This window comes from Parashewanella sp. 2210YD4-3 (assembly GCF_056591735.1).
In genome coordinates this window covers 1-1,536 of the sequence record NZ_JBWQOG010000026.1, presented here as the reverse complement: position 1 = coordinate 1,536, position 1,536 = coordinate 1, and the positions used below count along the sequence as shown (strand labels likewise).

Below are 1,536 nucleotides of genomic sequence, written 5' to 3'. Positions count from 1 at the left end.
CTGACTCTTCTACACAAATATTATCGAAGTTGAACTTATTGCCTGCTCATTGATCTGATCATTAAATTAAACCAGATAAAGCAACGAGTCATGTCAATTTTCAGCCATAGTCAGTGGTCAAAAAATCAATTTAAAAACGCAAAAACAGGTGATAAACGAAGAACAGAACGATTAATTGAGACAGCGGCAGATATGGCTCGTTGTAGTGGTAAGTCAATCGCTTTATCATGTCAGGGAGATGAAGCAAAGCAAGAAGGAGCTTATCGTTTGATACGTAATGATAAGGTTATTCCAGAAACTATTCGCTGCTCAGGATTTGATTATACTGCTGAACAAGCCCAATCCTATTCTGAAATTCTAGCTGTAGATGATACGACCTCATTAAGCTATAAACACCAAGTCGCATCAGAGTTAGGAAAGCTTGGAAGCGTTAAAGATAAGGCCCGTGGTTGGTGGGTTCACTCAACGCTATTACTAGACGGCTATACGACAAAGACTATTGGGCTTATTCATCAAGATTGGTGGTGTCGCCCTGATAACCCAGAAGATGCTGACGAAAAAGAGAGCGGAAAATGGGCAGATGCTTCCCACTTTTGTCGTCAACGCTTAGGCGGGACCATGTCTCGAGTCATTTCGGTCTGTGACAGAGAAGCAGACATACAAAGCTATTTGCAAGATAAGCAAGCACATAATGAACGTTTTGTTGTGCGAGCCAAGCATAATAGACCACTTATTGGCTCTGAATTACCACTATTTGAGCACCTTGAATCTCAGTCTGAGCTAGGAGCCTACACAATTGATATTCCTCAAAAAGGAATGAAAGACAATAAAGGAAAACCCATTAACAGAGCGGCCAGAAAAGCCAAACTAACAGTAAAAGTAGCCAAGGTTACTTTAAAAACTAAAGGTGAAATGAAGCCAGTCAACGTCGTATACGCCCAAGAAAGCACCTCAAAAAAAGAAGCAGAGCCGCTACGTTGGGTATTACTGACAACAGAGCCTGTGGAAACCTTATCTCAAGCTTTGCGTGTGATAGATATCTATACCGCAAGGTGGCGAGTTGAAGACTTTCATAAAGCTTGGAAAACGGGAGCTGGCGCAGAACGTCAACGGATGACTGAGCCGAAAAACTTAGAAAGAGCCGTGTCCATTCTTGCTTTTATTGGTGTGCGATTACTGCAACTCAGAGAGGCGATAACTATTCCTTATTACTTGCGTAAAAAAGGATTAGTTGAGGCAGCCAATGAACTTGAAAATCAAAGTTGTGAAACAGTATTTGAAGAAGATGAATGGAAATTGCTAATGAAAATGAAGAAGCCAAGAGGATGGAATGGCAAAGATATTCCCAACTTAAAATGGGCTTATCAATCATTGGCAAAACTCGGTGGTTTTACAGACTCCAAACGCACAGGCATCGCTGGCTGGGAAACTATTTGGGAAGGTTGGGATACTCTTCAATCTTATGTCGTTGGATATAGGATGGCGAAAGAAATGCTCGCTGATGGAGAAATGTTCTGAGATCTGATCAAGAGACAG

1 protein-coding gene is annotated in these 1,536 nt (G+C 41.5%); it reads left to right on the top strand.

Annotation, left to right across the window (positions count from 1 at the left end; all coding sequences use genetic code 11):
• Positions 1 to 90: 90 nt before the first annotated feature.
• A complete protein-coding gene (locus tag AC1EU0_RS19135; RefSeq protein ID WP_480304370.1) occupies positions 91 to 1,518 on the top strand; it encodes an IS4 family transposase in 1,428 nt (475 codons plus the stop codon).
• Positions 1,519 to 1,536 lie beyond the last annotated feature (18 nt).

Excerpts from the sequence above, each read along its gene's own strand:
- AC1EU0_RS19135 (WP_480304370.1), top strand. The coding sequence starts at position 91 with ATGTCAATTTTCAGCCATAGTCAGTGGTCAAAAAATCAATTTAAAAAC.